The following is a 24,302-nucleotide window of genomic DNA, read 5'->3' as shown; positions in this document are numbered from 1 at the left end:
CTACCGGATGTCCGAGGCCCGCTCTACCCTCGAACCCATGGAACGCAGCGCGGCGAAGACCGCTTTCGCGAACGTCCTCGTCAACACGTTGATCGCCAACGTCACGACGAGCTTCCTGTGGTTCGCCCTCACCTTCTGGGTCTACATCGAGACCCGGTCGGTGCTGGCCACGGGCATCATCGGCGGTGCCTACATGCTGTTCGTCGCGTTCTTCGCGATGGTGTTCGGCACCATCGTCGACCGTCATCGCAAGCACCGCGTCATGCTCCTGTCGAGCGTCATCTCGGCGGCGGCGTTCCTCGTCGCGGGCGTTCTCTACCTCTGGCAGCCCGAGGCCTCCCTGCTCGACCTCGGCGGACCGTGGTTCTGGCTGTTCTCCGGCGTCATCCTGTTCGGCGGGGTGATCGAGCAGCTCCGCAACATCGCGCTGTCCACCACGGTGACGCTGCTGGTGCCGGAGGAGAAGCGCGCCAACGCCAACGGTCTCGTCGGCACGGTGCAGGGGCTCGCCTTCCTCGTCACGAGCGTCTTCTCCGGCCTCTCCATCGGCTTCCTCGGCATGGGGTGGACCCTGGGGATCGCGATCGCGGCGATGGCCCTCACCTTCGCGCACCTGCTGTTCATCCGGATCCCGGAGTCCGAGCCCGAGGTCGACCCGGAGGCGAAGAGCGCCGTCGACTTCCGCGGCAGCGTCCAGGCGATCCGCCAAGCTCCCGGACTGTTCGCGCTCATCGTCTTCTCGACCTTCAACAACCTCATCGGCGGCGTCTACATGGCGCTCATGGATCCGTACGGGCTCACGCTCTTCGACGCGCAGATGTGGGGGTTCGCCCTGGCCTTCGCGTCGACCGGATTCCTGATCGGCGGGGGACTGGTGGCCAAGTTCGGCCTCGGCAGGAAGCCCGTGCGCACGATGCTGCTCATCGTGATCGCGATGGGACTCCTCGGGGCGATCTTCATGCTGCGCGAATGGTGGCCGCTGTACGTCCTCGGCATGTGGGTGTACATGGCGCTCGTGCCGCCCGTCGAGGCCGCGGAGCAGACCGTGATCCAGAAGGTCGTCCCGTTCGCGCGCCAGGGACGGGTGTTCGGCACCGCGGCCGCGATGGAGGCGGCGGCGGCCCCGATCACCGCGTTCCTCATCGCCCCGATCGCCGAGTTCCTCGTGATCCCGTACATGGACAGCGCGCAGGGGCAGCGGCAGTGGGGGTGGCTCCTCGGGGAAGGTGAGGCGCGCGGCATCGCACTCATCTGCCTCTTCGCGGGTCTGATCATGGTGGTCGCCGCGACCCTGGCCTTCTTCACCCGGTCGTATCGCACGCTCACCGAGTTGTACGCGACCGCCCCGGATTCAGCTCCCGACGAGGCTCCCGAACCGGCTGCCGACGGTGCACACGAAGCGACCGGCGAACCGGACACGTTCCGCGACGCCCCGCCGATCGTCCCCGGCATACCGCCCGAGTCCCGGTGACGATCCGAGCCCCGGTGGCGGTCCGAGGAGCGGGTTTCAGCCCAGGTCGAGCACCCGGTCGTTGAGGTCCGCGGCGTCGGTGTCCCAGAGCCCGACGAGACGGGCCGCGAGAGCCTCGGGATCGAGGGCCTTGGCGCGGAACACGACGGCAGCGGTCCGCAGCGGTTCGTCGCCCTCGCGCGCCGCCTTGGCGTACCCCTGAGCGACGGCGCGGGTCCACGCTTCGCTCGCCGCCTTGACCGCTGCATAGTTCGCTCCGCCGGCGAGGGGGCGTGCGACGGCGGTCGACGACACGATCGCGAATCGTCCGGCGGCGGAGGCGCGGAGGGGGCCGTCGAAGGCGCGGCTCGTCGCCCGCACCGCCTCCAGCGCCGGCAGCAGCGCCGCGAAGTCGTCGTCTGTCTGCCCGGCGAGTCCGCCGCCACCCCGCCAGCCGCCCACGAGGGGCACGGCCGCATCGACCGTCTCGAGCCGATCGGCGAGCGCCGTCATCTCGGCGAGGGATGTCGCATCGGCGACCTCGGTCTCCGCCCCCGCCTCGGCCAGCGGACGCAGCCGCTCGTCCGTGCGGCCGGTGGCGATCACCCGGGCACCGGCATCGCGCAGTGCTCGCGTCGCCGCGAGTCCCGCCGCGCTCGTCGCCCCCGCCAGCACGACCACGCGGCCCCGTGCTCCCTGGCTCGTCGGCGTCGTCATGCGGTGTCCTCTCGGTCGGAGATACCTCTGCGGCCGGACCCGGGATCCGGGTCTCCGGCCGCAGAGGGGGTGCGCCCCAGCGTCACAACGGAGCGGTGCGGATCAGTCGTCCGTACCGCGGATGCCGACCGTCGACTCGATGACCGGCTTCATCTTCTTGTCGAGGGTCTCGAAGAACATCGACAACGGGAACTCGTCGTCCAGGACCGCGTCGGTGTAGCCCTTCGGGGCCCCGGCGAGGATCTCGTCCGACAGGCCGCGCGCCCACTGTGAGGCAGGATGCGGGGTCAGCGTGCCGCGGACCAGCTCGTACGCGGCGAGCCAGTGCGCGACCTTGGGGCGGTCGATCGAGTGCCAGTACAGGTCGTCGATCGCGTCCCCGAGGGCCACCACGGCGTCCGGCACGTTCTCCCAGTCGAAGGCGAGCGCCGTGTCGGTCCAGTGCAGCACGCCGCGCTGGTGCAGCCACGCGAACAGGAGCTGACCGCCGACCGCGTCGTAGTTGCGCACGCGCGTGCCGGTGATGGCGAAGCGGAAGATGCGGTCGAAGATCACGGCGTACTGCACGAGGTGCGCGTACTCGTGCATCTCCCGCTCGGTCTCCGTGAGCTCCTCGCCCGCGGCGACCCGGGCATCCAGCGCTCGCTCGATCTTCACCGACTCGCGGAACGCCGTCATGTCGCAGCGCATCTCCTCCAGCGAGTAGAGGAAGAACGGCATCCGCTGCTTGATCATGAACGGGTCGAACGGCAGGTCTCCGCGCATGTGGGTGCGGTCGTGGATGATGTCCCACATCACGAAGGTCTTCTCGGCGACCTCCTGATCCTCCAGCATCGCCGCCGCACGCTCGGGGAGGTCGAGGTTGGTGATCTCCGAGGCCGCACGGACCACGCGGCGGTAGCGGGCGGCCTCACGGTCCTGGAAGATCGCGCCCCACGTGAAGGTCGGGATCTCGCGCATGGCGACGGTCTCCGGGAAGAGCACCGCGGAATTCGTGTCGTAGCCGGGCGTGAAGTCGACGAGGCGCAGCGAGACGAAGAGCTTGTTGCCGTAGTCGCCGGCCTCGAGTGCGGCGATGAACTCCGGCCAGATGGTCGCGACGATGAGCGCCTCGACCAGGCGGTCGCTGGAGCCGTTCTGCGTGTACATCGGGAAGACCACGAGGTGGCGGATCCCGTCGATGCGGTGCTGCTGCGGCTGGAACGCCACGAGCGAGTCGAGGAAGTCGGGCACGCCGAAGCCCTCGGACGCCCAGCGCTCGAAGTCGGCGACGGAGGCGGCGAGGTAGTCCGCGTCGTGCGGGAAGGCGGGCGCGAGTGCCCGGATCGCGGCGGTGATCTGCCCGACGAGGGCGGTCGCCTGGTCCTGGGTCGCTGAGCTCGTCGAAGCGCCAGGGATCGAGCCGTCCTTGATCTGCAGCTCACGGATGGCGATCGCGGCCTGCTTGAGCTGTGCCCAGGCGGCGGAGTTCTCCGCGATCGACGCATCCTCGACGACCTCGGGTTCGCCGACGACGGCCTGAACAGCGGAACTGTTGGCGGAAACGAGGGACATCGGAACCTCCGATCGCAGTGAAAAACGGAAAGATTCCGGTGATAACGGAATCCTGACGATAATCTTACAGCCATGGATGATTCTGTCGACCGTGCGATCCTGGCGACCATCTCCCGCGACGGGCGGGCGACGCTGTCGCAGCTCTCCGACGCCGTCGGGCTGTCGGTGTCGGCGGTGCAGTCCCGGCTGCGGCGGCTCGAGACCCGCGGCGTCATCACCGGCTACCGCGCGATCCTCGATCCCGAGCAGGCGGGCACTCCGTTGTCCGCCTTCATCGAGATCACCCCGCTCGATCCGGCCCAGCCCGACAACGCCCCCGAGCTTTTGGAGCACCTCGACGCGATCGAGGCCTGCCACTCCATCGCCGGCGACGCGAGCTACATGCTCTTCGTCCGGGTGCCGACGCCGCGCGACCTGGAGCAGCTCGTCCGCGACGTCCGGCTCGCGGCGAACGTGAGCACCCGCACGACCGTGGTCCTGCAGACCTACTACGAGCACCGGCCCATCATCCCGGTCTCGACCACCGAGTAGGGCGGCGTCAGAGCAGCGCGCCGACGAGCGCCTCGCCCAAGGGGGTGCGCACGTGCTGCATGCGGGAGCCCTCCCGCTCGCTCACCACGAGTCCGGCGTCCCGCAGCACGGTGAGATGGTGTGACGCCGTCGACAGCGCGAGCCCCGCATCGGCGGCCACCTCCGAGGTCGTGCGGGGCGTCCCCGCGGTGAGGAGGATGCCGGCGCGCGCCGGGCCGAGCAGGGCGCCCAGGGCGGCCACGGTCTCGGTGGTGTCCCGTGCCCACCCCGCGGTCACGCCACGGGCGGGATAGAACAGCGTCGGCTGCGCCGGCGGCTCGGTGAGCACCAGGCAGCCCCAGGACGAGAGGACGGAGGGCACCAGCACCAGACCGCTGCCGCGGCAGTCCACGTCCTCGCTGTGGCGGCGGAGCGAGACCCGCACCGCGCCCGCGCCCCACGAGACCTGGGGATGGAGGGCTCCGGCCATCCCGGCGATGCCGGTCGTCGCGATCGCCCGGGCGCGAACGGCGATGTCGGCCCGGAGGAGGCGCTCCAGCTGAGGCCAGGCCGGTGCCAACGCGGCCTCCCAGACCTCCTCCCAGGCATCGGCGATCATCGCACGGGCGCGCGCCGGCCGGGCGGACAGGTCGCGCAGGGCCTGACGCTGTGCACCCGTCGAGCGCTGGATCCGCTTGCCGAGGTCGACCCGCAGCGGGTCGAGTGCCGCCTTCCGCAGGGCGGTGAGTTCCGCCTCGGGGGTCAGGTCGCCGCGCGGCGTGCTGGTGAGGAAGTCCGGGAGGTAGCCGTCGTCGCCGATCACCGTCGCCAGGAGCGCGAAGGCGTCGCGAGGCAGCCCCTCCCGCGCGGTGCGGAGCCACCCCCACTGCAGGGGGTGCGCCGCCGGGCGGAGGAGCACGCGCACCGCATGCGCCAGTTCGTGCCCGGGGGAGATGCCGAACCGCACCGCCTGGATGTCGCCGGCACTCAGGTGGAACTCGACCCGGTGATCCGGGTGGTCGACGCCCTCGACCGGCGCGGAGTTTCGATCCACGTCGAAACTCTAGGAGGTGCGACGCCTGCTGTCGACACTGGGGTCATGACCGAGATCCACGTTCCTCCCCTCGTCCCGAGCGGTGCGATCCGCATCGGCACAGGGCGCAGCCGCCGATTCGTCGGCGCCGACCACGGAGCCGCCGTCTCCTACTTCTTCGTCGAGAACCAGCCCGGAGAAGGGCCGGGGCTGCACTGGCACCCCTACTCTGAGACCTGGATCGTGCTCGAGGGCACGGTGCGGATCCGGATCGGCGACGACGTCCTCGTCGCGCGAGCCGGAGACACCGCCACCGCGCCCGCCTTCACGCCACACGGTTTCACCAACGCGGGGACCGGGCTCCTCCGGATCCTGTGCATCCACGCGTCCGACACGATCATCCAGACGTTCCTCGACGAGGACTGAGAGCGGAGACCACCATGTCCTTCCAGGCGTACCTCGACAAGGTCGAGACCCAGACCGGCCTCACGCCGCGGCAGTTCATCGCCCTCGCGCAGGAGCAGGGGTTCGACGAGAGCACGAAGTCCACCGTCGTCCTGAACTGGCTCAAGCAGGAGTACGGCCTCGGCCACGGCCACGCGCAGGCGATGGTCCACGTCATCCTCAAGGGGCCGAAGATCAGCGACAAGCACGTCGGCACGACCGGGGCGCACGCCGACAAGACCGACGAGCTCTGGCTCGACGGCAAGGACAGCAACCCGCACCGCTGAGTTCGCCGCCTCGCCGCGACGACTAGGATTCCGTGGGTGGCAGCATCCTCCCAGCGCAAGAAGAAGTCCGGTCGGCGCACCCCGCCGCGCACCAGCGGCAACCCGGCCAAGCGGCCGGTCGTCGAGGCGGGTCCCGTGACGATCGGCGACTGGATCGGCGCGGCTCGTCTGCGCACGCTGCCCCTGGCGATCGCCCCCGTCGTCATCGGCACGGGAGCCGCGCGCAGCACCGGGCCGGAGTTCCACTGGGTGATCGCGCTCGCGTGCCTCGCCGTCGCGGTCCTGCTGCAGATCGGCGTGAACTTCACCAACGACTACAGCGACGGGATCCGCGGCACCGACGCCCACCGGGTCGGCCCGGCGCGGCTCACGGCCTCCGGGCGGGTGAAGCCGCGCACGGTGCTCGTCATCGGACTCGTGTTCTTCGCGCTCGCCGCGGTGGTCGGTATCGCGATCGTCGTGCGGACCGGGCAGTGGTGGATGCTCGCCGTGGGTGCGGCCTGCATCGTCGCCGCCTGGTTCTACACCGGGGGCAAGAGGCCCTACGGGTACTACGGCCTCGGCGAGGTCTTCGTCTTCGTGTTCTTCGGGCTCGTCGCCACTCTCGGCACCACCTGGGTGCAGGTCTTCATGCTCCCGCAGCAGGCCTGGCTGGGGGCGATCGCCGCCGGACTGTTCGCCTGCGCCGTGCTGCTGGCCAACAACCTCCGCGACATCGATCAGGACCGCGAGGTCGGCAAACGCACGCTGGCGGTCCTCATCGGCCGCCGCGCCACACAGGTCCTCTTCACGCTCTTCGTGCTCGTGCCGTTCGGCATCGCCGTGTTCCTCGCGTTGCTGTTCCCGATCGCCTGGATCTCGCTGCTCGCCCTTCTCGCCGGCCTCCCCGCGATCGTGATCGTCTGGACCTACCGGCAGCCGCGGGAGCTGGTCATCGCCCTCGCCCTGACGTCGCTCACCTCGCTGCTCTACGCCGGCGCCCTGTTCTGGGCCTTCGTCGGCTGACCTGCTCGCCGTCTCCCGCGCCTCGCCGGGCACAGCTTCGGAGCTCGCGACCGACATGCCGTCGTCTCGGGCCTGTCCTCGGCGTGTCGTGCGGTCGCTCCGAAGTCGTGCCCGGCGACCCGGGCGCAGGGCCCGAGATGCCGGTCGAACCTATGGGTCAGCCGAGAGTTTTGAGACCCGGTCCAACAATGAGACCTGCCTCGAATCTCCGAAGCTGTGTACGGCGGGCCTGCGTCAGGGGCGGTCGTCGGGGGTGCCGTCGACGAGTTCGTCCTCCGCGTCGGCATCGGCCTGCTGCCCGGAGACCTTGCCCTGCCGACGCTCATGCAGGCGGGCGGACGCGTCGGAGAGCGGGGTGCGGAGGAACAGCATCGAGATGCTCGCGCCGATGAGGGCCGCGAAGATCGCCGCCAGCCACCAGAACTCGCGGAAGATCGGGAAGAAGAACCACAGGATGGCCAGCGGGACGAGGAACGCCAGCAGGCGCAGCACGGTGTAGACGAGGAGGGGGGCGGGCTTCTTCACCCGTTCAGTCTACGTTCGCCGCTCCGTGCTCCCGCTGTGACGCCGGAGTCCGACGCGCGCGAACGGGATGCCCCGCACGATGCGTCGCCACGGATGTTCCCCCAGGGTCCACAGCAGCTCGTCATCCGGGTCGAGGGCCAGATCCTCGCAGCCGACCGGCAGGGCCACCGGGTGTCGGGTGAGGGCTTGGCGAGGTCCCGACCACAGCACCCCGGGGCGCAGGTGGTCGGACTGCGACACGAAGTAGCGGTCGCCCCACCGCACGGCCCCCTGCATGTGCCGGATGCCGGGAGTGAACCGCTCGTGTTCGACGAAGCCGTCGTCGGTGCCGTCGGGGATCGTGAACTCGCCGATAGCCCCGGTCTCCTGACCCCGGTACTCGCCGATGAGCACGCGGGGGAGCGGCGTCCCGTCCGCGTCGAACACCCGACCGAGGAAGGAGCACCGCAGGGCGACCGGGTGGCGTCGCGTCCGCACCGCGACGACCGTCGTCCGCCGGTCCCGGCGGCTGGTGCCTCCGCGGATCCGCTGCGCCTCCGTGCCGTGCACGCGTCGGAGCGCACCCAGGTCGAACTCCCAGATGCCCTGACCTGTCGCCGCCGCGAACAGACGATCGCCGAACCAGGCGAGACCGCCCGCATGGATGGGCGCGGGCTGCAGGACGCCGTCGTCGTCGGCGACCGCCAGCACGATGTCGATGCGGCGGGCGCGCTCGCGGTCCACGAGCACGACCCGCGAGGCGAGGTGGCGCCCTGAAGCATCCTGGCGGAACCAGCTCACTGCGAGGGCGCGCCGTCCGCGGCGCTCGCCGACGTCGATCCCCTGGGGGTACCAGCGCTGCGTCCAGGAGCGGGCGGTGAGCCAGCGCAGCTCGATGCCGCCGCGCCGGCGACGCCGACGCATCGGACGCCACATCGTGTTCCACGGCCACCGCATCCGTCCATCGTCGCCGATCCGGAGACCGCATGCGAATTTTCACGGATTGACCTAGGTCGATTCGCACGATCGAACAGACAGTTGTATCGTGTTACGTGTTGAGTGCTGATCTTCATGGAGTCGCGCTCGACGACTCCTCGCGGTCCGCTGGTGGGGGCCAGTACCGCCGCGAGGTGGCCGTCGCCTCACGGTGGCGGTTCACCGGATGCTCGCATCCGGCAGTGCAACGCACTGGGGGTGTGGCTCGTTCGGGTGCGGGCCACACCTCAGCGTCCGCCTCGCGCCGTCACCGGACGTTCACCCCGCGGTCGCTCTCCGGCCACCGTCGCCTGTCACGATGACGAGCCTTACCGTCCATCTCGGGAGCTCCGTGCGCACGCCCCTCGTCACCGTCATCCTGCCTGCCAAGGACGCCGGGCCGTACATCGGCACCACGCTGGAGACGCTCACCCGGCAGTTCGATAATCCGGCCGCCCTCAAGCTCGTGGCGATAGACGACGGCTCGCGAGACGACACCGGCGCGCTCCTGGAGCACTACGCGGGCCGGTTCCCGCGCGCTGAGGTGCTTCGTAATCCGGAACCGCGCGGGCTCGCTTCGGCACGCAACCAGGGGCTCGCGCATGTGGAGGGTGAGGCGTTCTGCTTCGTCGATGGCGACGACTGGATGCAACCGCAGCGCCTCGCGGTCCTCGCCGCGCGTCTGCGGGAGCTCCGCTGCGACTTCCTCCGGACGGATCATGTGACCGTCTCCGGGATGCGGCGCGCGCTCGTCCGTGCTCCGTATCCGTGGCGGGATCGGGTCGTGCCGCCCCGGGAGGCGATACTCCCGGTCGATGAGCCGAGCATGGTGGACTACCCGTTCGCCTGGGCGGGACTGCTGCACCGCGGCCTGCTCGACCGCGGGCTGGCCGCGTTCCCCTCCGGCCTCTTCACGGCCGAGGATCGTCCGTGGGTCTGGCGCCTGCATCTGGAGGCCGCCTCGTTCGCCGTGGTGGACGCCCCGGCGCTGCTCTACCGACGCGGCGTCGAGAACTCGCTCACTCAGGTGCACGACCGCCGCCAGCTCGACTTCGCCCCGGCGCTGACCCAGGTGCTCGACCTCGTCCGGGCGGACCGCGAGGCCGACCGCTTCCTTCCGAAGGCCGTCTGGACCGCGCTCGCCCTCAGCGCGCATCACCTGGTGCGCTCACGGCGCATGTCGCCGCCCGTGCGGAGGGAGATGCGCCGGCGGATCCGGCTGCTGTTGCAGGACCTCCCGGCCGCGGAGGTCGCCGGGGTGCTCGCCCGGCTCGACGGTCCACGTCGGCGGGTGCTGGCGCGCAGCCTGCGCCGCGGAGGTCACTCCGGATGAGCCGCCTCTTCGCCCTGCACAGCGCCTACGGACTCGCGACCGCGGCCGCGGCGATCGACGCCGGCCTTCTCGACGAAGGCGCCGACGGCGGCGGTCGGACGGGCGAGCGGGTGCTCGTGCCGTTCACCTCGTCGCGCGTCCCGGAGACGGTCGTCGGCATCGCCGAAGATCCTGCGCTGCGCTCCCTCTTCGGCCGCTTCCATCGGGTGGAGGCACTGGCCGACGTGCTCGGTCCCCTGCATCCGAGCGCGTGGGAGCCGACAGATGCTGACCTCCCGGTCTTGGGCCGGCTTCTCGCGCGCGCATGGCGGTTCGACCCTCGCAAGGTCGAGCTGGTCGTGCAGAGCCCCCAGGTCGCGCCGGCCCGCACCCTCCTCTCGATGTTTCCGGAGGCCCGGGTGACCATCGTCGGCGACGGCCTCATGACGTATGCGCCGATGCGGGTCCGGCTGCCGCACGCGGTTGCGGCACGCATCGAGCGCGTCGTGTACGCCGACGTGGTGCCCGGCGTCCGTCCGCTGGCGGGCTCTCCGCACGCGGTGCCTGTCCCGGTACCTCCCGAGTCCTTCGCCGCCGCTCTGCGCGAGACGGGCGAATCCTCAGAGGGCCTCCCTGGCGCAGGGCCGACGACCGTTCTCGTGCTCGGACAGTACCTCGCAGCTCTCGGCCTCATGACCGCGGCTGAGGAGATCGCGCTCCAACAGCGCCTGGTCGACCGGGCGGTGGAAGAGCACGCGGAGCGCATCGTCTTCAAGCCCCATCCCGCGGCACCGCCGCAGCTCGCCCACGCCGTGCGCGCGCATGCCGAGAGTCGCGGACTGGGGTTCGTGGAGGATCGCGGCCGCCTGCCTGCCGAACTCCTGGCGGAACGCCTCGACGCACGCGCCGTCGTGGCGACCTTCTCGACGGCTCTGCCCACGGTCCGTACCCTGTTCGGGCGGACGATCGGTGCCGCGGGCACGACGGAACTGCTCTGCACCCTCGCCCCGGTGGAGAACAGCAACCGCATCCCGCTGACGATCGTCGATGCGCTCACCCGGACCCCCTCGCCCTACGCCGACTCGGGTCGGCTGCAGCTCCTCGTCGACGCGGTGGGCTACATGATGCAGCCGGAGATCGCGGGTCACCTCCGCGTCCGGGCCGAGCAGTTGCTCGACGGCCTCGACGAGGAGGAACGTCGCCGCTACTTCGCTCCCGACCGGTTGGCGGCGCTCGCCCTTCCCGGGGGCTCGGCACCGCGCGGCGCGCGCGGCCTGCTGCGTCCGCGCGGAGGCGTGGGTCGGATCGAGGAATGGCGGCTCACGGCTGTCGGCGCCCGCCGCCGCGCGGGCCGAGCCTGGCGGGAGATCCGGGGACGATGAGGAGACGCGACATGGACGAACGCGTGCAGCCGGCGGTGGCGATCATCCCCGCGCGGGGCGGGTCGAAGCAGATCCCGAGGAAGAACCTCGAGCGTGTGGGAGGGGTTCCGCTGGTGGCCAGGGCCGTGCATGCCGCACGGGCGGCGGCGTGCTTCGATCTCGTGGTCGTGTCGACCGACGACGACGAGATCGCCGCGGTGGCCGAGGAGGCGGGCGCACGGGTGGTCCGGCGCCCGGCCGAGCTCTCCGGAGACACTGCGGCCTCGGAGGCGGCGATCCTCCATGCACTCGATGACCTGGAGCGCGACGGCGAGCGCTTCGAGATCGTCGCCTTCCTGCAGGCCACCTCGCCCTTCCTCCCGAGCGCGGCGCTGGCCGGTGCCGTCGGCGACGTGCGGCGGGGGCGGTCGGACAGCGTCTTCTCCGCCGTAGAGACCTACGGCTTCCTCTGGCGACGGGGGGCCGACGGTACCGCCGACGCGATCAACCACGAGGCCGACCACCGCCCTCGCCGCCAGGACCGCGCGCCGCACTACCTGGAGACCGGAGCCTTCTACGTGTTCCGCGTCGACGGGTTCCGCGCCCATCGACACCGCTTCTTCGGGCGGATCGGGATCGCTCCGGTGCCCGAGGAGACGGCGATCGAGATCGATGACGCCGCTCAGCTCCAGGCCGCGCGGGCCCTCGCCGTCCTGCACGAACGGCCCGGGCGCATCCCCGCCCGCGCCGTGGTCACCGACTTCGACGGGGTGCACACCGACGACACCGCGATCATCGACGCCACGGGTGGGGAGCGGGTGCGGGTCAGCCGGGGGGACGGGATGGGTGTCGCGCTGCTCCGGCGGGCCGGAGTGCCCATGCTCATCCTCTCCACCGAGGTGAACGCGGTGGTGCGCGCTCGCGCCGACAAGCTCCGCCTCCCCGTCCTGCACGGGATCGACGACAAGGAGTCCGCGCTCCGACAGTGGGCCCGAGAGCAGGATGTGGCGCTCGCCGACGTCGCCTACCTCGGCAATGACGTCAACGATCTTCCCGCGATGCGGATCGTGGGCTGGCCGGTCGCCGTCGCGGACGCGCACCCGCTCGTCCGGGCGGAGGCGCGCGTCGTGCTGGGGAGGCGAGGCGGCGACGGGGCCGTGCGCGAGCTCGTCGAGCGGGTGTTGGCGAGCTGACCGCCCCCGGTAACCCTCCCGTCGGCCGGTGTTCACCCACGGCCCGTACTCAGGAAGGACGGGGTGGAAGACCGCTCGACGACCGGAGGAATCATGACTGTCAGCATCGGATCGCATGTGATCGGCGGCGGCCGTCCCGCCTATGTCATCGCGGAGGTCGGCCTCAACCACAACGGCGACGTCGACATCGCCAAGCGCCTCATCGACGTCGCGGCCCGAGCCGGCGCGGACGCGGTGAAGTTCCAGAAGCGCACGCCCGAGATCTCCACGCCGGAGCACATGCGCGACGTGCCGCGGGAGACGCCGTGGGGAACGATGACGTACCTCGACTATCGCCGTCGGGTGGAGTTCGGCCGTGACGAGTACGTCGAGATCGGCGACCACGCCACGATGCAGGGCCTGGACTGGTTCGCCTCGCCGTGGGACGTGCCGAGCGTCGCGTTCCTCGAAGACCTCCACGTCGTGGCGCACAAGGTCGCCTCGGCGAGCCTGACCGACACGGAACTGCTCGTCGCGCTGCGGGAGACCGGGAAGCCGGTCATCCTCTCCACAGGCATGTCGACCATGGAGCAGATCGATCGTGCGCTGGACACGCTCGGCACCGACCGCGTCGTCCTCATGCACGCGACCTCGACCTACCCCCTCGAGCCCGAAGAGGCGAACCTGCGGGTGATCGCGACCCTGCGGGACCGCTACCCCGGGATCCCCGTCGGGTACTCGGGACATGAGCGCGGCCTGCAGATCTCGCTCGCCGCGGTCGCGATGGGGGCGGTCGCCGTGGAGCGTCACATCACGCTGGACCGGACGATGTGGGGCTCCGACCACGCCGCCTCCCTGGAGCCCGGAGGGCTGGAGCACCTGGTCCGCGACATCCGGGTCATCGAGAGCGCGGTGGGCGATGGCGTCAAGCGCGTGTTCGACAGCGAGCGCGCGCCGATGGCGAAGCTCCGCCGCGTGCCCGCATGACCGCCGGCGCCGGGATGCGTGTGGTCGCCATCGCGGACGCCGACTCGTTCGTGAAGTGGGCGGCATCGCTGCTGGGGGCCGTGCCCGGCCTGCGGTCGCAGCTCCTGCTGGTGCGCACACCGCTGACGGTGAGTGGCGCGCAGCAGGATGCGGCACTGGCGGGCACCGGCTTCGGCGCCGCCGACGTCACCCGGCTCGACCTCGACCGCGTGGCCGGATGGCTCGAGGCCGAGCGCCCTGACGTCGTGCTGCTCGCCGGGCGGGGGCCGTTCGTCCGGCTCCTCGGCCGAGTCGTCGATGCGCTGCCGCATCGCCCCGTGACCGTCTCCGGGCTTCCCGGCATGGCGATCCCCGCACAGCGCGGGGCGCTCGACTACCGGCGACACACCGACCTGCTGGTCGTGCACTCACACCGCGAGCGCCGGGCGTTCGCCGAGCTCGGCGAACGCATCGGGGTGCAGATGCCGATCGCGCTGGCGACCCTCCCCTTCGCGCGGGGTCGCGAGCGGTGGGGCGGCAGCCGTCTCCGGGAGTCCGGGGCGGCCGGATCCCTCTCCGCGGGTACCGGCGGAGTCGCTCTCGCGGAGCGTCGTGTCGCCGCAACGCCGGCGGCGCTCCGGCGGCCCGGGGCGACGGACTTCGTCTTCGCCGCGCAGGCCCTCGTCCCCGCCCGCCCCGAGCAGCGAGCGGCGATCGCCGCCCTGCTCGTGCGCGCCGCGGAGGCCGACCCGTCGCGCCGGGTGGTCGTGAAGCTGCGGTCCCGGCCGGGGGAGGCCGAGACCCACCTCGACCGTGATCCGTACACCCGGCTCTTCGCCGGTGGCCGCCCGGCGAACCTCGTGTTCTCGCACGCGTCGATGGCGACCGCTCTCGAGTCCGCCGCCGGCCTGGTCACGGTGAGCTCGACGGCGGCGGTCGAGGCGCTGGCCCACAGGGTCCCCGTGATCGCGCTCGACCGCTTCGGGGTGCACAAGAGCCTGCTCAACACGGTCTTCATCGGAAGCGGTCTGCTGGGCGGCGCGGGTGAGGTCGTCGCCGGCCGATTCCGCCACCCGCACCCGTCCTGGCTCCGCGACAACTACTTCCACGCGGAGGCGGAGTCGGACTGGTGGGACCGGGTACAGGAGCTCGTGGCGCTGCGGCGGGCGGGGGCCCTTCCGCATCGCCGGGTGCCCGCCGCCCGGGGCGGGACCTGGCATGAGGCCTGGCATCGCGCGAGCGTGCTGGGCCGCACGGACCGCTCCCTCACCGGCCGCCTCGCGCTCGCCGCCGGCGTGCCCGTGGCGCGTGCGCTCTCGGTGCTGCGGTCGGGCCGCCGTCCGAGCGGTCAGGACACCTGGGCCGACCCGACCACGGACTACACGCTCGAACCGAACCCGTTCCAGGACTCGATCCGCCGCTGAGTCGCAGCCGGTCCGCGCTCAGACCGTGCGCCAGTCGTGGCTCTCGATCGCCGCACCCGCCTGGGGTCCCATCTGGAGCATCCCGCCGTCGATCACGACCGAGGCGCCGGAGATGTACGCAGCCTCGGGCGAGGCGAGGAAGGCGATCAGGGCGGCCACCTCGCGCGCGTCGCCGGGGCGTCCGAGCGGGATGCCGGGGCGGTCCTCACCATGCGGGTCGGTGTCGGTCTGCCCGGTCATCGGGGTCGCGATCTCGCCCGGGGCGACGCTCACCGCGCTGATCCCGTACCGGCCGAGCTCGAGCGCGAGGTTCTTCATGAGGCCGCCGAGGCCGTGCTTGGCGGTGTCGTACGCGCTCGCCCCCACCATCGGCTGGTGCTCGTGCACGCTGGTCACGGAGATGAGCCGCCCCCCGCGCCCCGCGGCGACCATCGACCGGGCCGCCCGCTGCAGGCAGACGAACGCGCCGGTGAGGTCGGTGTCGAGCACGCGGTTCCACTCCTCGAGCGTGACGTCGAGGAACGGGGTCTGGAGTCCGGCACCCGCGTTGTTGACGAACACATCGACGCCGCCGAGCTCTGCGATCAGCCCGTCGATCACGTCGCCGCAGGCGGGGATGTCGGAGACATCGAGCTGCGTCACCACCGCGCGGGCGCCGTGGCTGCGCACCTCGTCCGCGGTCTCCTGGGCGCCGGCCTCGTCACTGTGCCAGGTGATGCCGACGTCGATACCCGCTGCGGCGAGGGCGACGGCGGTGGCACGACCGATCCCGGAGTCGGCACCGGTCACGATCGCGCGGCGGGCCTCGGCCTCCAGCCGCGCCTGCGGCTCTCCGGCCTCCGCCATCGGCGTCGGGGTCTTGTCGTTGTGCTGAGATTCGGACATGTCGGCCTCCTGCTCGGGCGTCATCGGTGCGAGCGACGGTACGGGGGCGGCGCGGCGCGGTCGAACCGGTTGACGACGCGCGGCAGCGACGCTAGCGGTTCTCGTCATCCGGCGACTCATGGTGTTATCCCAGGCAACGGTCCTGGCGGGGAGGATCACGGCCGGGTAACGTCATCCCCATCGCGGCGATCCGGGCGGTCCCGGGCCCCGGCTCATATCCGGAGGCGTTGCGGGTTCGACTCCCGCCGTCGCGTCCACTCGGTCCCATGCTCGGCCGCTCATCCCGGATGATGGAGGCATGCCTTCCGCCCCTCGCCCCGGACTCCGGGTCTCCGCGGGTCTGATGATCCCGGAGGCCGAGCTGTCCTGGCGGTTCTCCCGATCGTCGGGGCCTGGCGGTCAGGGCGTGAACACCACGGACTCCCGGGTCGAGCTGGTGTGGGATGCGGCGCATTCGGGGGCCCTGTCGCCGACGCAGCGCGAGCGGATCCTGGAGCGGCTCCGCGGACGGCTGGTCGACGGCGTGCTGACGATCGCCGCGTCCGAGCACCGCGCACAGTTGCGCAATCGGGAAGCAGCCAGGGAACGGCTCGCCGCGCTCGTCGCGGAGGCGATACGTCCGCCGGCGCCGGCCCGACGGGCGACGAAGCCGAGTCGGGGATCGAAGGAGCGGCGGCTGACGGCGAAGCACCGCCGCACCGACGTCAAGAGCCTGCGGCGGCGCCCCCGCGAGGACTGACGTCCGGACCCGTCTGTGCGCTCCGCGAGCCGGTGAGCTGCTCCTCGATCGGGGCCCAGCCGTGTTCGAGGAGCGCGGAGCCGGCGTCGAGCACCGCCTGCTGGTCGTCGCTCTCGGTGACGAGGATCTGCATCTGCAGGACGAACCGCGCGTACACCCGGACCTCGGGAGTGGGGGTCGGGATGCCGAGCTCGTCGGCGATGGCCGCGGCGAGCGCATCCTCATGGCGCAGCCACATCTTCGACGCGTAGTCGCGGAGCGCCGGGGTCTCGTTGAGGAAGCGCAGGAAGACGCGGGCCACGTCGTCGCCGTGCTCGTCGAGGTTGGCGCCGACCTCGGCGGCGTAGAAGTCGTGGATGGCCCGATTGATCGTCACGCCGGTCGGCCGGTCGCGCACCGCCGAGACGAGGCGATCGCGCTGCTCGTCGTCCTCGTCGAAGACGAGAGCCTCCTTCTGCGGGAAGTGGGCGAACACGGTGGTGGGGGAAACGTCGGCGGCGTCGGCGACCTCGCGGATGCTCACGTTATCGAACCCGCGCTCCAGGAACATCCGGGTGGCCACGTCGGAGATGTTCTTGCGGGTCGCGGCCTTCTTGCGCTCGCGGCGGCCCGGGGGTGGGGGCGTCGTCATGCGGCCACCTTATCGCGCATCCGAACCGAAACTGTATTGACACCAAAACTGGTATCGCTACACTTTCGGTATGACTTCACCTCATCTCCCCGTTCGCGGCGCCGGCCGCGCCTGGGTCATGCTCGTCGTCCTGACGATGCTCACGGTCATCGGCATGACCGTCGTCCTTCCTGTCCTGCCGTTCGTCGTGCTGCAGTACGTCGCGCACGAAGACGACCTCGCCCTCTGGGTCGGCGTGCTGGAAGCGGTCAACGGCCTGTGCGCCTTCCTCGCCGCACCGCTCCTGGGGCGGCTCTCCGACCGGTTCGGACGACGACCCGTCATCATCGTCGCGGCGTTCGGCGCGGCCTTCTCGATGGCGCTGTTCGGCGCGGGCGGGGCGATCTGGGTGCTCGTGCTCGCCCGTGTCATCCAGGGGCTGACGGCCGGAGACCTCCCCGCGCTGTTCGCCTACCTGGCCGACATCACGCCGCCCGAGAAGCGCGCGCAGCGCTTCGGCCTCCTCGGCGCGCTGACCGGCATCGGCACCATGATCGGCCCCGCCATCGGCGGTCTGCTCGCCGCGATCGACCTGCGCCTGCCCGTGTTCCTCACCGCGGCGGTCGGGCTCACGATCGCGGTCCTCAGCATCTTCCTGCTGCCCGAGAGCCTGCGGCCGGAGAACCGCATCGCCCGGATCGCTCTCCGCGACGTCCAGCCGTTCGGGGTGTTCCGTACCGCGTTCGGTCGGCCCGAGCTCCGCGGGCTGATGATCGCGTTCGCACTGCTCGCGCTGCCGTTCGGATTCTTCGTGAACAACTTCAGCGTGCTGGCCCTCGACGCCATCCAGTGGGGGCCGACGCAGATCGGCCTGCTCACGGCAGGCGTGGGCATCATCGACATCCTCATCCAGGGCGTGCTGCTCGGCATCCTGCTGCCGCGGATGGGGGAGCGCGGCGTGGTCGTCAGCGCCATCACCGCGCAGGCGGTCGGTCTCGCCGGCCTCGCGATCGTGGCCTCGCTGCTCGCCCAGCCGTGGCTCTTCATCGTCGGGGCGCTCCTGCTCGCCGCCGGTCAGGGCGCGGCGCAGGCTGCGATGGACGGGGCGATGTCCAACGCCGTCGGCGACGACGAGCAGGGCTGGCTCGGAGGGGCCACGCAGTCCCTCAACGCCGCGATGGGCACGATCGCCCCGTTGATCGCGGCCGCCCTCTACACCGCGGTCAGCCATGCCGCGCCGTACTGGCTGGGCGTCGGGATCATGGTCGTCGCCGCACTCGTCGTCGCGCGGGCGCACATCGCGAACACCGCGAAGCGTCCGGCGTCGGAAGCTCGGCAGGAGACCGTTGTCGAAGAAGACCTCTTCACCAGGTGAAAAGACTCAGGACATCGTTCCTCCGTGACGACTCAACCTGACCTTCGGCTCTGAGCGCTCAGGCTTCGATTTCGGGGTGCGATTGCCTTTCTCGGCTTGTCCAATCCAGCGAAAGCAATAGTTCTGCCCGAAGCGCTGCGCTGAGGTGTTCGGGAACGTCGCGCCCCAGTGTCGCGGCCCCCACATGCTCGAGAGCTTGAAATGCTGCCGCCGCCGAAAGGGGCTTGTTACGGTCCCCGAGCATCTCTATTAGAACCGGCTTCAGCAGCGCGGCGAGCCGCGACTGCGAAACTACGGGCGACATGAGCCAGGCGCTTTCGAGATCGCTGTCTGCCTCTCGGCCCAGCCGTGCCGCCAGGAAATCGCGCACGATTTCCGGCGACCGTCCGGATATGGCAGATAAAAGTGCAGAAACCTCACGTACAAGCGATGGCTGCCAGTCCAGCATTACCTGCGCGCTCTCCAGGCTTTCGGGGAGGATGCCCGCGACTTGAGCCCCCGCGGTCATGAACACCAGGCAACTTCGGAGCTCGCTCAGCGAGAGAGCGTCCTCTGCGAACGGGTGTCCTCCCCGGAGGAGCCGCGCTGCCTCGGAATCGAAGATCGATTCGTACGCATGGATCCAAGGCGGGAGCAGTTGATCTGAGACGTCGTCGAGAACCTCTTCCCAGGGGATTGACTCGCGATACATCACGTCCCACTTGACAGGCTCGGGAAGTTTGACGGCCCCCATGCTCTCCTCAGGGTTCTCCTTGAACCACAGAATCACCTCATTTCTCACCCGATCCCGCAACGATTCCTGAGCGTTCTCCGCGGTCAGGCCAGAAAGGTACGCGCTACGTTTCATGATCCGCGTCTTGTCGCCGGCGAGAGTCAGCGACCGCTCACGGAGTATGGCTTCGAGTTCGCGGAGGCGAGCCCGAGCCTCTTCGAAGGAAGCAGCGCCGATCAACATGTCGTCTGAATAGCGTGCGAACGGCCAATTGCGCCGTTCGAGTTCGCGATCAACATCCATGAGATACGCGCTGGCGAAGACATCACTGCCCTTCAGGCCCTGAGGGAGACCCGTATGCGTGCGCATCACTGCGTCCAGGAAGGCTTCTAGGGCAATCGGTAGGGAGCCCCGAATGTTCAATTGCTGCGCAACCAAGACGCTCAGGTAGGCGTGGTCAATGGACTCGTAGAACCTCGCCATGTCCGTACGCAGGACGTACTCCGAGTCCCAGAGCGTCGGCGCATTAACGAAGTCCGTATGCGTACCGCCAGCGTCGCGACCGCGCGGCCAGACAACGTGCTCTGGAAGGGCTGCTTCCAACTGATCTGCGACTGCCTCGGCGAGGCCTTCGTAAACGAACTGGTCCGGAGGCGCCAGGAGAGCGGCGGGGCGTGTCGTCAGACCGGGTTTAGGGGCGCGGAAGAAGTCCGCGATTGTTGGCTTGTAGGTTCGACGCTCAATCTCCTCCCAGTACTTGCTAACCAACGATCCGCGGAGGTTGTCGGCGCTCACCTCTGATCGCGGAGGAAGCAGATCATTGGTCGTTAAGGCGTGGCTTGAGCCAGCTTCAAAGTGTTCTCGGTCCAGTGCCAGTGGCACCCACGTAGCTGCCTTCTCCGCGGCATCCCATGACAGGCCATATCGTGTGAGACCCTCCACCACGTCCAACGCGAGAAGAGCGTTGTCTTCGACCTGCTCGTCTGCGTGGGTTGCGTCGTTCTGGGCGCGAAGTCGTTCCAGATGCACTACCAGATCTTGCTTCGAGAGACCCATCCGCTGCAGCACGCGGAGTTGCTGAGCTATCTGCTCAGGGTATGCCGCGTCGCTTGCGGCAACGAGCCCGCGCAACCTGTCGAGCGCCCCGACGATAAGTAGGTCAGTCATGAGTCAGGGTCCATTCGGCCACCGTGTTCCCGAGTGACTCCTCATACGCGCTCAGGGTAGTGGGGCGCGCAGGAAGAATGGTCTCATGGCTTTCGTAGTCGTATCTGCTCGTTAGCTCGTGCGCGGGCAACTGCTCTCTACGGATCGACCACATTGGATCGGGAGAGGTTCCCCCCAAGGAGTGAGGGCGCCGGTATGCGGGGAGGAGCATCGGATCACCGGGGGCGGTGCTTAGCCCACCGCCGTCGGTAGTTACTTCATCGTCGTCAGTGGTCTGGGGCACGTCCACTCCCCGTCGAATGTGCAGCCCTTTCGGACCGAGTAGCGGACGGTCGCCGTCGCGTCGCATGTTCCTGAAGAGCGTCATCAGACACCAACGTAGCGAACGGTGCGACCTGCTGATCAGTTTTTTTCGCTGCCGCGGACGAGCTCCACCCCCGCCCCGGCGAACTGCCGCAGCGTGGCATCGGGGAGGAAGGCCCGGGTGAGGGCTCCGCCGATACGGGTGAGGTCGCTCTCGTCGCGGAAGAGGAGGTAGAGGGTCTCGTAGCGGGGGTGGAACTTCTCCTTGAAACGGTGCAGCGAGCGGAAGCCGTAGACGGGCTCGAGCGCGTCGGCGAGACGCTCGCTCAACGCGGCGATCACGCCCGCGTCCGGCGGGTAGTCGTGCGCGAGCGGAGCGCCGGAGAGCGACATGATCTCGGCGCCCTCCTCCGAGAACTGCTGGGCGGAGGCGCCGATCAGGTACTCCATCACCGGTCCGAAACCGCCCTCGCGGCGTCGCATGAGGTCGAGGGTCCAGCCGCGCACCACCCCGCCCTCCCCGTACACGGGCAGCCAGGAGAGGAAGCCGTCGACGTCGCCGTTCGGAGCGATCGCGAGCGCGAGGCGGACCTCGGGGTCCTCCGCCTCCTCCAGGGTCCCCAGCGTGAACCGCATCTCCGGAAGGTCCTTGTCGCCGACCCACGCCTCCGAGATCGCGCGGAGCTGCTGCCGCAGGCCCCAGGTCTCCGCGGCGAGGTGGGTGAGCCGGAAGGTCATCTGCTCCCGCCCCGCCCGGTTGAGGGAGGTGCGCACCGGTTGCCAGCGCTTGCCGGTGAAGGTGAGACCCGGGAGGTCGACGATCGTGTCGTCCGCCACCACCAGGCTGCGCCAGGTCTCCGGGACCGCCGACCTCGTCGCCTCGTCCGCGCTGAAGAAGCACGGCACGAGTCCGGCGTCCTCGGCCGTGCGGATGAAGTCGCGCACCGCCGCCGCACGGGACTCCGCCGGCCCGATCGGGTCGGCGAGGGCCAGGGCGACGCCGTTGCGGCGCTGATAGGCCACGATCCCGCCGTCCACGCGGGCGTAGCCGTTGCCCTCCCAGGTCGTCATCCAGGACAGGGTGCCCCCGCCGTGCGCCCGCAGTTCGCGCCGGAGTTCGTCTGCGGTCGGGGCGGGCTGCCGGCCCAGAGCCGTCGTGCGCCGTGCGCGGAACGCCCGCCGCACCGCGACGAGATACACGAGCACGAGAGCCCAGAGCACGCCCGTGGCAAGCGTGAGCTCGGTCTCCGCGTCGATCACCATCTCGAGCTGTGCTTCGCTCGTGAGGATGATGAGGACCAGCACGAGGGTGGCGGCCAGCACGTTGAGAGGTCCGAGGATGACGGCGACGACCCACGCCCAGCGGCGACCGCGCCGCAGGCCGTTCGCGATGACCAGGATCACCGCGACGTCGATCGCCGTGTCGATGAATCCGCCCGACGCCGGGTCCGTGGGGCCGAACGGGCCATCGGTCGGCACGAGGACCGTGATGATCTCGATGGCCACGAGCGTGAGCACGGCCATCACGGCGATCAGCCGCTGCTCCCGGACCGTCGTGCGCCGCACGCGCAGGCTCCGGTCGACGAAGAGGATGAGCAGCACCGCGAACAGATGCTCCAGGTCGGCGAGCTTTCCCCAGAACATCATCGCGACGAACACGAATCCGAGGAGCACCAGCCACGCGCGCACCCGCCACGGCGGACGGAACAGCCCGACGGCGGCGGCGATGCACGCCATGGTGCCGCCGGACGCGCCGACGTCGAGGGCCTGCGCCTGGGTCTGCGCCCACGCCCACGGCAGCTGCGACACCAGCAGCAGGAACAGAGCCGTCGCGAAGATCGCGAAGAGCTGTCCGACCGTGAAGTAGGCGAGGGCGACCCGGGTGCCGCGGCGGTGCTCCAGGTAGCCCATACCCCAGAACCCGGCGATGGTGAAGAGGTACACCCAGGGCTGGTTGACGAAGAACGTCCCCGTGACCGGCGTCCACCACTTGCCCTCAGCCAGGCTCGGCAGCCCGTAGGCGACGGCGGGGAAGAGGGCCGAGTCCTCGAACGGCCGCCACAGCCCCTGCCAGACCACGCCCGTGAGCAGCACGAGACCGATCATCGTCAGCGTCGCCGGCGTGGTCCGCAGGGCCCCGAACAGGAGGCGGGCCGACGAGGGGCGCTCCGAGGTCATGCGCTCAGCGTAGAGGTGGGGCCGCCGTACGGCGACCCCACCGACCGGATCACTCGGCGACGGCCGCGGCGATCGCCTCCTCCAGGTCGTTCCACTCGACGAGCTCGACCTTCTCGCCGTCGACGAAGAAGGTCGGGGTGCTGCTCACGCCCAGCCGCTCGCCGTCGCGCTTGTCCTGCTGCACACGGGCGAGGGTCGCCGGATCCGCGACCGCGGCGTCGTACGCGGCCAGGTCGAGCCCGAGCTCCTCGGCGAACGCACGGAACACCTCCGGCGTCTCCGTCGACTGCTCGCCCCACTGCGTCTGCGTCTCGAACAGGCGGTGAAACATGTCCTCGTAGCGGCCCTGCTGCGCGGCGGCCTCGGCGGCCAGCGCGGCCTGGGTCGAGTTCACGTGCCCGGGCAGGGGGAAGTACCGGGTGACGTACCGGATGTCGCCGTCGTAGGTGGCGCGCAACTCCTCCACGATCGGGTAGAACGCGCCGCAGGCCTCGCACTCGAAGTCGAGGAACTCGACGACCGTGACGGCGTCGGGGCCGCCCTCGTCGAGCACGTGGGAGTCGGTGCGGACGGTGGGCAGCTTCTCGCCGGCCTCGGGGTCGGGCTGCGCGGGCTGCTGGCTGAGGGCATAGACGATGCCGACGACGAGCAGCACGACGGCGACGGCGACGGCGATGAGGGTCGCCTTGACGGGGGTCTTCATGGGGTCTCCAAACACGGGTGATACGACGAGGGGTGCCGCGGAGGCGGCCGGAGCCGGCGTCGGATCAGGTGCGGGAGATGGAGAGCTGGATGAGCGAGACCGCGGGCAGGAACGGGCGGGGGCCGGCGCGGAACCGTGTGGTCGCCCGGGGGAGGAGATCGCGGAACCGCAGGCCGCTTCTGGTGCGCAGGTGCCGGAAGAGAAGGACGAGGGCGACGCAGCAGAGAGCTGCCGCCGCGCACGCCGCCGCGGCGGCCGGATCCGCCGGTGGGACCTCGGTGACCGGTCCCGCAGCCGGGGTGTCGATCGGCTGCGAGACGCCGGGGGCGAGGCACAGGGTCGCGTGCGCATCCGCCGTCCCGTGCGAGGCCGACCAGGCGCCGACGACGAGCAGGAGCGCGAGGCCGACGGCGATGACGATCCGGCTCCGCAGGACCCGCTCGGCGCGCGCTCGCGGCGTCGGGACGGGGGCGAGGGGCGGCATGTCCCGCGCAGTCTAGCAACGGACGCTTTGCCCGCCCCGGGCCCGTCCGACCCCGACATGCCTACACTGGAGGGGTGGCGAGACTACTGATCGTCGGCGGCTTCCTCGCCGCCGTGTTCTGGGTGTACAGCATCGTCGACTGTGCCGTGCAGCCGGCGACGCGGCACCGGGGCGTGCCCAAGGCCGCCTGGGTCGCCATCGTCGTCCTCATCCCCGTCATCGGCGGGATCCTCTGGTTCGTCATCGGCCGTCGCCGGGCGAACGACCAGGGCGTGCCGCGCACCGTCGCTCCCGACGACGACCCCGCGTTCCTGCGCAGCATCAGCAAGGCGGAGCAGGACGCCCGCATCCGTCGTCTCGAGGAGGAGCTCGCGCGGCTCGACGAGGAGACCGACGAGCCGCCCGCCGCGGATCCGCGCCCGTGACGTCGTC

Annotated in this window: 24 protein-coding genes and 1 tRNA gene; 14 read left to right on the top strand and 11 right to left on the bottom strand. The window is 70.4% G+C overall.

Annotated elements, in window-relative coordinates; all coding sequences use genetic code 11:
* Positions 1-37 precede the first annotated feature (37 nt).
* On the top strand, positions 38-1,471 hold the full coding sequence (locus B7W94_RS10945) for an MFS transporter (RefSeq protein ID WP_085606432.1): 1,434 nt from the start codon (positions 38-40) through the stop codon (positions 1,469-1,471).
* Between the two features lie 36 nt (positions 1,472-1,507).
* On the opposite strand, the gene B7W94_RS10940 is transcribed toward B7W94_RS10945, so the two are convergent.
* Together B7W94_RS10940 and B7W94_RS10935 are read right to left on the bottom strand one after the other, a co-directional pair.
* Positions 1,508-2,167, bottom strand: a complete 660-nt coding sequence (locus B7W94_RS10940) for an SDR family NAD(P)-dependent oxidoreductase (protein ID WP_085606430.1) — start codon at positions 2,165-2,167, stop codon at positions 1,508-1,510.
* A 102-nt stretch (positions 2,168-2,269) separates the two neighbouring features.
* Positions 2,270-3,721, bottom strand: a complete 1,452-nt coding sequence (locus B7W94_RS10935; protein WP_085606427.1) for a DUF6421 family protein — start codon at positions 3,719-3,721, stop codon at positions 2,270-2,272.
* A gap of 72 nt (positions 3,722-3,793) precedes the next feature.
* On the opposite strand from B7W94_RS10935, the gene B7W94_RS10930 reads away from it, so the two are divergent.
* Positions 3,794-4,252, top strand: a complete 459-nt coding sequence (locus B7W94_RS10930) for an Lrp/AsnC family transcriptional regulator (protein WP_062765321.1) — start codon at positions 3,794-3,796, stop codon at positions 4,250-4,252.
* A gap of 7 nt (positions 4,253-4,259) precedes the next feature.
* On the opposite strand, the gene B7W94_RS10925 is transcribed toward B7W94_RS10930, so the two are convergent.
* Complete coding sequence (locus B7W94_RS10925; protein ID WP_062765317.1) at positions 4,260-5,285, bottom strand: ArsR/SmtB family transcription factor; 1,026 nt, start codon at positions 5,283-5,285, stop codon at positions 4,260-4,262.
* 45 nt (positions 5,286-5,330) lie between these two features.
* Here B7W94_RS10925 and B7W94_RS10920 point away from each other — a divergent pair, with 45 nt between their 5' ends.
* From B7W94_RS10920 to B7W94_RS10910, 3 genes are read left to right on the top strand one after another with little or no spacing between them, the layout of a single operon-like run.
* Positions 5,331-5,690: a cupin domain-containing protein gene (locus B7W94_RS10920; protein ID WP_060922392.1), complete on the top strand. Its 360-nt coding sequence runs from the start codon at positions 5,331-5,333 to the stop codon at positions 5,688-5,690.
* 14 nt (positions 5,691-5,704) lie between these two features.
* Positions 5,705-5,995 (top strand): DUF4287 domain-containing protein, encoded by a 291-nt coding sequence (locus tag B7W94_RS10915; protein WP_062765313.1) that lies wholly within the window; start codon positions 5,705-5,707, stop codon positions 5,993-5,995.
* 36 nt (positions 5,996-6,031) lie between these two features.
* Complete coding sequence (locus B7W94_RS10910; protein WP_085606425.1) at positions 6,032-7,000, top strand: 1,4-dihydroxy-2-naphthoate polyprenyltransferase; 969 nt, start codon at positions 6,032-6,034, stop codon at positions 6,998-7,000.
* Positions 7,001-7,234: 234 nt separating this feature from the next.
* Here B7W94_RS10910 and B7W94_RS10905 read toward each other — a convergent pair whose 3' ends face one another.
* Together B7W94_RS10905 and B7W94_RS10900 are read right to left on the bottom strand one after the other, a co-directional pair.
* Positions 7,235-7,525 carry a DUF4229 domain-containing protein gene (locus B7W94_RS10905; protein WP_085606423.1) on the bottom strand — a complete coding sequence of 97 codons (291 nt, stop codon included), beginning with the start codon at positions 7,523-7,525 and terminating at the stop codon, positions 7,235-7,237.
* 9 nt (positions 7,526-7,534) lie between these two features.
* The gene (locus tag B7W94_RS10900; protein WP_085606421.1) at positions 7,535-8,461 is read right to left on the bottom strand and encodes a hypothetical protein; all 927 of its coding nucleotides are present in this window, start codon (positions 8,459-8,461) and stop codon (positions 7,535-7,537) included.
* Positions 8,462-8,798: 337 nt separating this feature from the next.
* On the opposite strand from B7W94_RS10900, the gene B7W94_RS10895 reads away from it, so the two are divergent.
* The 5 genes from B7W94_RS10895 (at position 8,799) to B7W94_RS10880 (ending at position 14,714) form a co-directional block, all read left to right on the top strand.
* A complete protein-coding gene (locus B7W94_RS10895) occupies positions 8,799-9,812 on the top strand; it encodes a glycosyltransferase family 2 protein (RefSeq protein ID WP_085606419.1) in 1,014 nt (337 codons plus the stop codon).
* Positions 9,809-11,173 (top strand): polysialyltransferase family glycosyltransferase, encoded by a 1,365-nt coding sequence (locus B7W94_RS10890; RefSeq protein ID WP_085606417.1) that lies wholly within the window; start codon positions 9,809-9,811, stop codon positions 11,171-11,173. Before B7W94_RS10895 ends, B7W94_RS10890 begins: the two co-directional genes overlap by 4 nt.
* A gap of 11 nt (positions 11,174-11,184) precedes the next feature.
* Entirely contained in the window at positions 11,185-12,345 is a 1,161-nt protein-coding gene (locus B7W94_RS18270) for an acylneuraminate cytidylyltransferase (protein ID WP_216353894.1), read from the top strand.
* A gap of 93 nt (positions 12,346-12,438) precedes the next feature.
* A complete protein-coding gene (locus tag B7W94_RS18265) occupies positions 12,439-13,311 on the top strand; it encodes an N-acetylneuraminate synthase family protein (RefSeq protein WP_216353893.1) in 873 nt (290 codons plus the stop codon).
* The gene (locus B7W94_RS10880; protein WP_085606415.1) at positions 13,308-14,714 is read left to right on the top strand and encodes a DUF6716 putative glycosyltransferase; all 1,407 of its coding nucleotides are present in this window, start codon (positions 13,308-13,310) and stop codon (positions 14,712-14,714) included. The genes B7W94_RS18265 and B7W94_RS10880 overlap by 4 nt, the downstream gene beginning before the upstream one ends.
* Positions 14,715-14,732: 18 nt before the next feature.
* Here the strand turns inward: B7W94_RS10880 and B7W94_RS10875 are convergent, their stop codons facing one another.
* Positions 14,733-15,560, bottom strand: coding sequence for an SDR family oxidoreductase (locus B7W94_RS10875; protein WP_085606508.1), 828 nt, complete (start codon positions 15,558-15,560; stop codon positions 14,733-14,735).
* A gap of 220 nt (positions 15,561-15,780) precedes the next feature.
* Here B7W94_RS10875 and B7W94_RS18125 point away from each other — a divergent pair.
* Positions 15,781-15,856 (top strand) — tRNA-Met (locus tag B7W94_RS18125).
* A gap of 41 nt (positions 15,857-15,897) precedes the next feature.
* Positions 15,898-16,338, top strand: coding sequence for an alternative ribosome rescue aminoacyl-tRNA hydrolase ArfB (gene arfB / locus B7W94_RS10870; protein WP_085606413.1), 441 nt, complete (start codon positions 15,898-15,900; stop codon positions 16,336-16,338).
* Here the strand turns inward: arfB and B7W94_RS10865 are convergent.
* Entirely contained in the window at positions 16,304-16,969 is a 666-nt protein-coding gene (locus tag B7W94_RS10865) for a TetR/AcrR family transcriptional regulator (RefSeq protein WP_062765296.1), read from the bottom strand. The genes arfB and B7W94_RS10865 overlap by 35 nt on opposite strands.
* A gap of 70 nt (positions 16,970-17,039) precedes the next feature.
* Between B7W94_RS10865 and B7W94_RS10860 the strand changes: the two genes are divergently transcribed.
* Positions 17,040-18,323 carry an MFS transporter gene (locus tag B7W94_RS10860; protein ID WP_253247427.1) on the top strand — a complete coding sequence of 428 codons (1,284 nt, stop codon included), beginning with the start codon at positions 17,040-17,042 and terminating at the stop codon, positions 18,321-18,323.
* 58 nt (positions 18,324-18,381) lie between these two features.
* Here the strand turns inward: B7W94_RS10860 and B7W94_RS10855 are convergent, their stop codons facing one another.
* From B7W94_RS10855 to B7W94_RS10840, 4 genes are all read right to left on the bottom strand, one after another.
* On the bottom strand, positions 18,382-20,202 hold the full coding sequence (locus tag B7W94_RS10855) for an RNA-directed DNA polymerase (protein ID WP_085606410.1): 1,821 nt from the start codon (positions 20,200-20,202) through the stop codon (positions 18,382-18,384).
* Between the two features lie 402 nt (positions 20,203-20,604).
* Positions 20,605-22,683 (bottom strand): bifunctional lysylphosphatidylglycerol flippase/synthetase MprF, encoded by a 2,079-nt coding sequence (locus B7W94_RS10850; RefSeq protein ID WP_085606408.1) that lies wholly within the window; start codon positions 22,681-22,683, stop codon positions 20,605-20,607.
* Between the two features lie 49 nt (positions 22,684-22,732).
* Positions 22,733-23,386, bottom strand: a complete 654-nt coding sequence (locus B7W94_RS10845; protein ID WP_062765287.1) for a DsbA family protein — start codon at positions 23,384-23,386, stop codon at positions 22,733-22,735.
* Between the two features lie 64 nt (positions 23,387-23,450).
* Positions 23,451-23,870, bottom strand: coding sequence for a hypothetical protein (locus B7W94_RS10840; RefSeq protein ID WP_085606406.1), 420 nt, complete (start codon positions 23,868-23,870; stop codon positions 23,451-23,453).
* 74 nt (positions 23,871-23,944) lie between these two features.
* Here B7W94_RS10840 and B7W94_RS10835 point away from each other — a divergent pair, with 74 nt between their 5' ends.
* Complete coding sequence (locus B7W94_RS10835) at positions 23,945-24,295, top strand: PLD nuclease N-terminal domain-containing protein (RefSeq protein ID WP_025102432.1); 351 nt, start codon at positions 23,945-23,947, stop codon at positions 24,293-24,295.
* Positions 24,296-24,302 lie beyond the last annotated feature (7 nt).

The sequence above is a fragment of the Microbacterium sp. LEMMJ01 genome, from assembly GCF_002114135.1.
In the GTDB taxonomy this organism is placed as follows: domain Bacteria; phylum Actinomycetota; class Actinomycetes; order Actinomycetales; family Microbacteriaceae; genus Microbacterium.
Note: the sequence above shows the minus strand (reverse complement) of the source record. Positions and strands in the feature narration are given on the sequence as shown.